The organism is Synechococcus sp. HJ21-Hayes (genome assembly GCF_024345835.1).
Lineage (GTDB): Bacteria > Cyanobacteriota > Cyanobacteriia > PCC-6307 > Cyanobiaceae > Vulcanococcus.
Genome location: NZ_JAGQBW010000039.1, coordinates 1 through 5,499, shown reverse-complemented (window position 1 = coordinate 5,499; position 5,499 = coordinate 1). Strand labels below are relative to the sequence as shown.

At 53.7% G+C, this 5,499-nt stretch carries 2 tRNA genes and 3 rRNA genes; all 5 read right to left on the bottom strand.

The window, feature by feature from the left end:
• Positions 1-76: 76 nt before the first annotated feature.
• The 5 genes from rrf to KBZ14_RS15690 all read right to left on the bottom strand — a co-directional run bounded on the left by rrf (position 77) and on the right by KBZ14_RS15690 (position 5,457).
• Positions 77-193: ribosomal RNA gene (gene rrf / locus KBZ14_RS15710) — 5S ribosomal RNA — on the bottom strand.
• Positions 194-309: 116 nt separating this feature from the next.
• Positions 310-3,185, bottom strand: a 23S ribosomal RNA gene (locus tag KBZ14_RS15705).
• A 376-nt stretch (positions 3,186-3,561) separates the two neighbouring features.
• A tRNA-Ala gene (locus tag KBZ14_RS15700) sits at positions 3,562-3,634 on the bottom strand.
• Between the two features lie 9 nt (positions 3,635-3,643).
• A tRNA-Ile gene (locus KBZ14_RS15695) sits at positions 3,644-3,717 on the bottom strand.
• Between the two features lie 255 nt (positions 3,718-3,972).
• Positions 3,973-5,457: ribosomal RNA gene (locus KBZ14_RS15690) — 16S ribosomal RNA — on the bottom strand.
• The 16S, 23S and 5S rRNA genes sit together here with 2 tRNA genes alongside, the layout of an rRNA operon.
• Between the last annotated feature and the right edge of the window lie 42 nt (positions 5,458-5,499).

The following is a 5,499-nucleotide window of genomic DNA, read 5'->3' as shown; positions in this document are numbered from 1 at the left end:
TATCTCTCCAGCAGCAGGCTTCAAGCCAGTACTACTGGTAAAGGGCTGACACACTGGTCAGCGGAGCAAATGTTTTACCTGGCATCGAGCTATTTTCTCAGGGGGCTACCCCCCAAATATCGTCGCCGCTGCAGCGTTTCACAACCGAGTTCGAGATGGATCGGAGTGGTTCCACTGCGCCATGGACACCAGGATAGATTTGCTCCCAGGTTGAACCCTGAGAACTGCATAGGTTAACGGCTTTCGCCGTCTCCGGACTGAATAAGCGCTCATCAACAGCTCAGCTGCTGATGCCTTAAGAGCTTTGATTTGGTCAAGCCCTCGGTCTATTAGTACTCCTCTGCTTCACGCATTACTGCGCTTCCACATAGAGCCTATCAACGGGTGTTCTTCCCGTGACCTTACTGGCTTATGCCATGGGAATACTCATCTTGAGGTGGGCTTCCCACTTAGATGCTTTCAGCGGTTATCCTCTCCGCACATGGCTACCCAGCGTTTACCGTTGGCACGATAACTGGTACACCAGAGGTGCGTTCCTCCCGGTCCTCTCGTACTAGGGAGAAATCCTCTCAATATTCCTGCGCATGCACCGGATATGGACCGAACTGTCTCACGACGTTCTGAACCCAGCTCGCGTACCGCTTTAATGGGCGAACAGCCCAACCCTTGGGACCGACTTCAGCCCCAGGTTGCGATGAGCCGACATCGAGGTGCCAAACCTCCCCGTCGATGTGAACTCTTGGGGGAGATCAGCCTGTTATCCCTAGAGTAACTTTTATCCGTTGAGCGACGGCCCTTCCACTCAGAACCGTCGGATCACTAAAGCCGGGTTTCCCCCCTGTTCGACTTGTTGGTCTCACAGTCAAGCTTGCTTCTGCTTTTACACTCGTCGGCTGATTTCCAACCAGCCTGAGCAAACCTTTGCGCGCCTCCGTTACCTTTTAGGAGGCGACCGCCCCAGTCAAACTGCCCACCAGATACTGTCCGGTCCCCGGATGACGGGTGACCGTTAGAATCCTAGCTCTGAAAGAGTGGTATCTCACCGTTGGCTCACAACAACCCGCAAGCTGTTGATCAAAGCCTCCCACCTATCCTGCGCATTCAGAGCCCGGACACAATACCAAGCTACAGTAAAGCTTCATAGGGTCTTTCTGTCCAGGTGCACGTAGTCCGCATCTTCACAGACAATTCTATTTCGCCGAGCCTCTCTCCGAGACAGCGCCCAGATCGTTACGCCTTTCGTGCGGGTCGGAACTTACCCGACAAGGAATTTCGCTACCTTAGGACCGTTATAGTTACGGCCGCCGTTCACCGGGGCTTCAGTCGCTAGCTTCGCTTTCGCTGACCAGCTTCCTTAACCTTCCGGCACTGGGCAGGCGTCAGCCCCCATACATCGTCTTGCGACTTAGCGGAGACCTGTGTTTTTGGTAAACAGTCGCCTGGGCCTATTCACTGCGACCACCTTGCGGTGGCACCCCTTCTCCCGAAGTTACGGGGTCATTTTGCCGAGTTCCTTAGAGAGAGTTACCTCGCGCCCCTCGGTATTCTCTACCACCCCACCTGTGTCGGTTTCGGGTACAGGCAATGATGCCTTAACGGGTATAGGGCTTTTCTTGGAAGCTTGACGTCACCAACTTCGCTGCCGTAGCAGCTCGCACTCACGCCTCAGCTCAAACCGTTTTCGCCGGTTCTCAACGCCTCGAACGCTTGGACCAGTAACCAACATCTGGCTTGGCTAGCCTTCTCCGTCCCCCTTCCCAAAACATCATCGGTACAGGAATGTTGACCTGTTGTCCATCGACTACGCCTTTCGGCCTCGCCTTAGGTCCTGACTAACCCTCCGCGGACGAGCCTGCCGGAGGAACCCTTAGGGTTTCGGGGCATGGGATTCTCACCCATGTTTTCGCTACTCAAGCCGACATTCTCACTTCCATGCAGTCCACGCCCGCTTACGCTAACGCTTCACCCCACATGGAACGCTCCCCTACCATTAAACAAGTTTAATCCGCAGCTTCGGTACAACACTTAGCCCCGTTCATTTTCGGCGCAGGATCGCTCGACCAGTGAGCTATTACGCACTCCTTTGAGGATGGCTGCTTCTAGGCAAACCTCCTGGTTGTCTGGGCAATCCCACCTCCTTTATCACTTAGTGTTGATTTGGGGACCTTAGCTGGCGGTCTGGGCTGTTTCCCTTTCGACCATGGAGCTTATCCCCCACAGTCTGACTGCCTAGTTACACACAGGGTATTCAGAGTTCATCTCGATTTGGTACCGCTCTCGCAGCCCGCACCGAAATGGTGGCTTTACCCCCCTGCTGGAGCACTAGACGCTACGCCTCAACGTATTTCGGGGAGAACCAGCTAGCTCCGGGTTCGATTGGCATTTCACCCCTAACCACAGCTCATCCGCTGATTTTTCAACATCAGTCGGTTCGGACCTCCACTTGGTATCACCCAAGCTTCATCCTGGCCATGGTTAGATCACCCGGGTTCGGGTCTATAAACACTGACGATCGCCCTATTCAGACTCGCTTTCGCTATGGCTCCACCATTCCCGGTTTAACCTGCCAGTGCCTATAAGTCGCCGGCTCATTCTTCAACAGGCACACGGTCACCCGATCAGTCGGGCTCCCATTGCTTGTAAGCTCACGGTTTCATGTTCTATTTCACTCCCCTCCCGGGGTTCTTTTCACCTTTCCCTCGCGGTACTGTTGCGCTATCGGTCACACAGGAGTACTTAGCCTTACGAGGTGGTCCTCGCAGATTCACACGGAATTTCACGTGCTCCGTGCTACTCGGGATACAGCTAGGCCAACTCTCCTTTCGAATACGGGGCTTTCACCCTCTATGGCGCGCCATTCAAACGCTTCTTCTAGGTTTGTTGGTCCACGTTGCTGTCCCACAACCCCGATGGTCGAAACCATCGGTTTAGGCTCTTCCCCGTTCGCTCGCCGCTACTTAGGGAGTCGTTTTTACTTTCCTTTCCTCCAGCTACTAAGATGTTTCAGTTCGCTGGGTTGGCTCGAGCTACCCTATGGATTCAGGTAGCCGTTCTAGGGGTTGCCCCATTCGGAAATTCCCGGATCAAAGCGTGTTTCCAGCTCCCCGAGACTTATCGCAGGTAACCACGTCCTTCATCGCCTCTGTGTGCCAAGGTATCCACCGTGAGCCCTTTGTAGCTTGACCAATATTCACTCCTAACGCTTCAGGCTGTTGAGGCCTATTCTCTCAAGTTTGCATGCAAACAAGGATCAGACTCACTTCGGCTCGGCGCCTCAGTAAGAACGCTAGAAGGTCTCGGCTCTCAAAACAGAATCACTGACTCTCTCGAGTCAGCATCCATGAGATGCTTATTCTTTCCAGACTCACCTATGCAGTTGTCAAGGTTCTGCTGATTCTCTAATGCAATCTGTCTCCAGAACGCATTGAGTCCAGCATCGTAACAACTTGGTCACAACCAAGAATGATACGAGGCTGGAGTCATATGACTCAGCGTCAACCATCTAAATCACCTCACCAGCAACTCCTTTAAAATCGTTGCTTGGGGCACACTATCATTGGATGGAGGTTAGCGGACTCGAACCGCTGACATCCTGCTTGCAAAGCAGGCGCTCTACCAACTGAGCTAAACCCCCAAACACGAATGGGCCATCCTGGACTTGAACCAGGGACCTCACCCTTATCAGGGGTGCGCTCTAACCACCTGAGCTAATGGCCCAGGAGTTGATGCCGCTTCCAGCTCGCCTTTCGGCTGGCCAGATTCAACATGTACACTGCTGCACACATTCTCGGCTTTACCCTCTGTGGGGTGACCTAGACAAAGTTTAGGAACTGAAATTGATGGGTAAGTCTCCAGACTGATTGCTCAGCCCTTCTCTTCCCTCAAGTTGAGGTACCGATCGACCTTCGAGATGACAGGATCATGGCCTAAGAATAAAAAACTCAGACATCACGATCAGTTGTTGTCTCCCTGTTAGGAGGTGATCCAGCCGCACCTTCCGGTACGGCTACCTTGTTACGACTTCACCCCAGTCATCAGCCCCACCTTCGGCATCCTCCTCCACAAGGGTTGGAGTAACGACTTCGGGCGTGGCCAACTTCCATGGTGTGACGGGCGGTGTGTACAAGGCCCGGGAACGTATTCACCGCAGTATGCTGACCTGCGATTACTAGCGATTCCTCCTTCACGTAGGCGAGTTGCAGCCTACGATCTGAACTGAGCCACGGTTTATGGGATTGGCTAGCTCTCGCGAGTTTGCTGCCCTTTGTCCGTAGCATTGTAGTACGTGTGTAGCCCAGGATGTAAGGGGCATGATGACTTGACGTCATCCACACCTTCCTCCGGTTTATCACCGGCGGTCTCTCTAGAGTGCCCAACTGAATGCTGGCAACTAAAGACGTGGGTTGCGCTCGTTGCGGGACTTAACCCAACATCTCACGACACGAGCTGACGACAGCCATGCACCACCTGTCACTGCGCTCCCGAAGGCACTCCCAAGTTTCCAAGGGATTCGCAGGATGTCAAACCCTGGTAAGGTTCTTCGCGTTGCATCGAATTAAACCACATACTCCACCGCTTGTGCGGGCCCCCGTCAATTCCTTTGAGTTTCACACTTGCGTGCGTACTCCCCAGGCGGAACACTTAACGCGTTGGCTACGACACCGAGGGGGTCGATTCCCCCGACACCTAGTGTTCATCGTTTACGGCTAGGACTACAGGGGTATCTAATCCCTTTCGCTCCCCTAGCTTTCGTCCATGAGCGTCAGTTATGGCCCAGCAGAGCGCCTTCGCCACTGGTGTTCTTCCCGATATCTACGCATTTCACCGCTACACCGGGAATTCCCTCTGCCCCTACCACACTCTAGTCTTACAGTTTCCATCGCCGAAATGGAGTTAAGCTCCACGCTTTAACGACAGACTTGTAAGACCGCCTGCGGACGCTTTACGCCCAATAATTCCGGATAACGCTTGCCACTCCCGTATTACCGCGGCTGCTGGCACGGAATTAGCCGTGGCTTATTCATCAAGTACCGTCAGATCTTCTTCCTTGATAAAAGAGGTTTACAGCCCAGAGGCCTTCATCCCTCACGCGGCGTTGCTCCGTCAGGCTTTCGCCCATTGCGGAAAATTCCCCACTGCTGCCTCCCGTAGGAGTCTGGGCCGTGTCTCAGTCCCAGTGTGGCTGATCATCCTCTCAGACCAGCTACTGATCGAAGCCTTGGTAGGCTCTTACCCCACCAACTAGCTAATCAGACGCGAGCTCATCCTCAGGCGAAATTCATTTCACCTCGCGGCATATGGGGTATTAGCGGTCGTTTCCAACCGTTATCCCCCTCCTGAGGGCAGATTCTCACGCGTTACTCACCCGTCCGCCACTAACCCGAAGGTTCGTTCGACTTGCATGTGTTAAGCACGCCGCCAGCGTTCATCCTGAGCCAGGATCAAACTCTCCGTTGTAGACCAGTCCTCTTGATTAAACCCTAACTTAAAAAAGCTAGA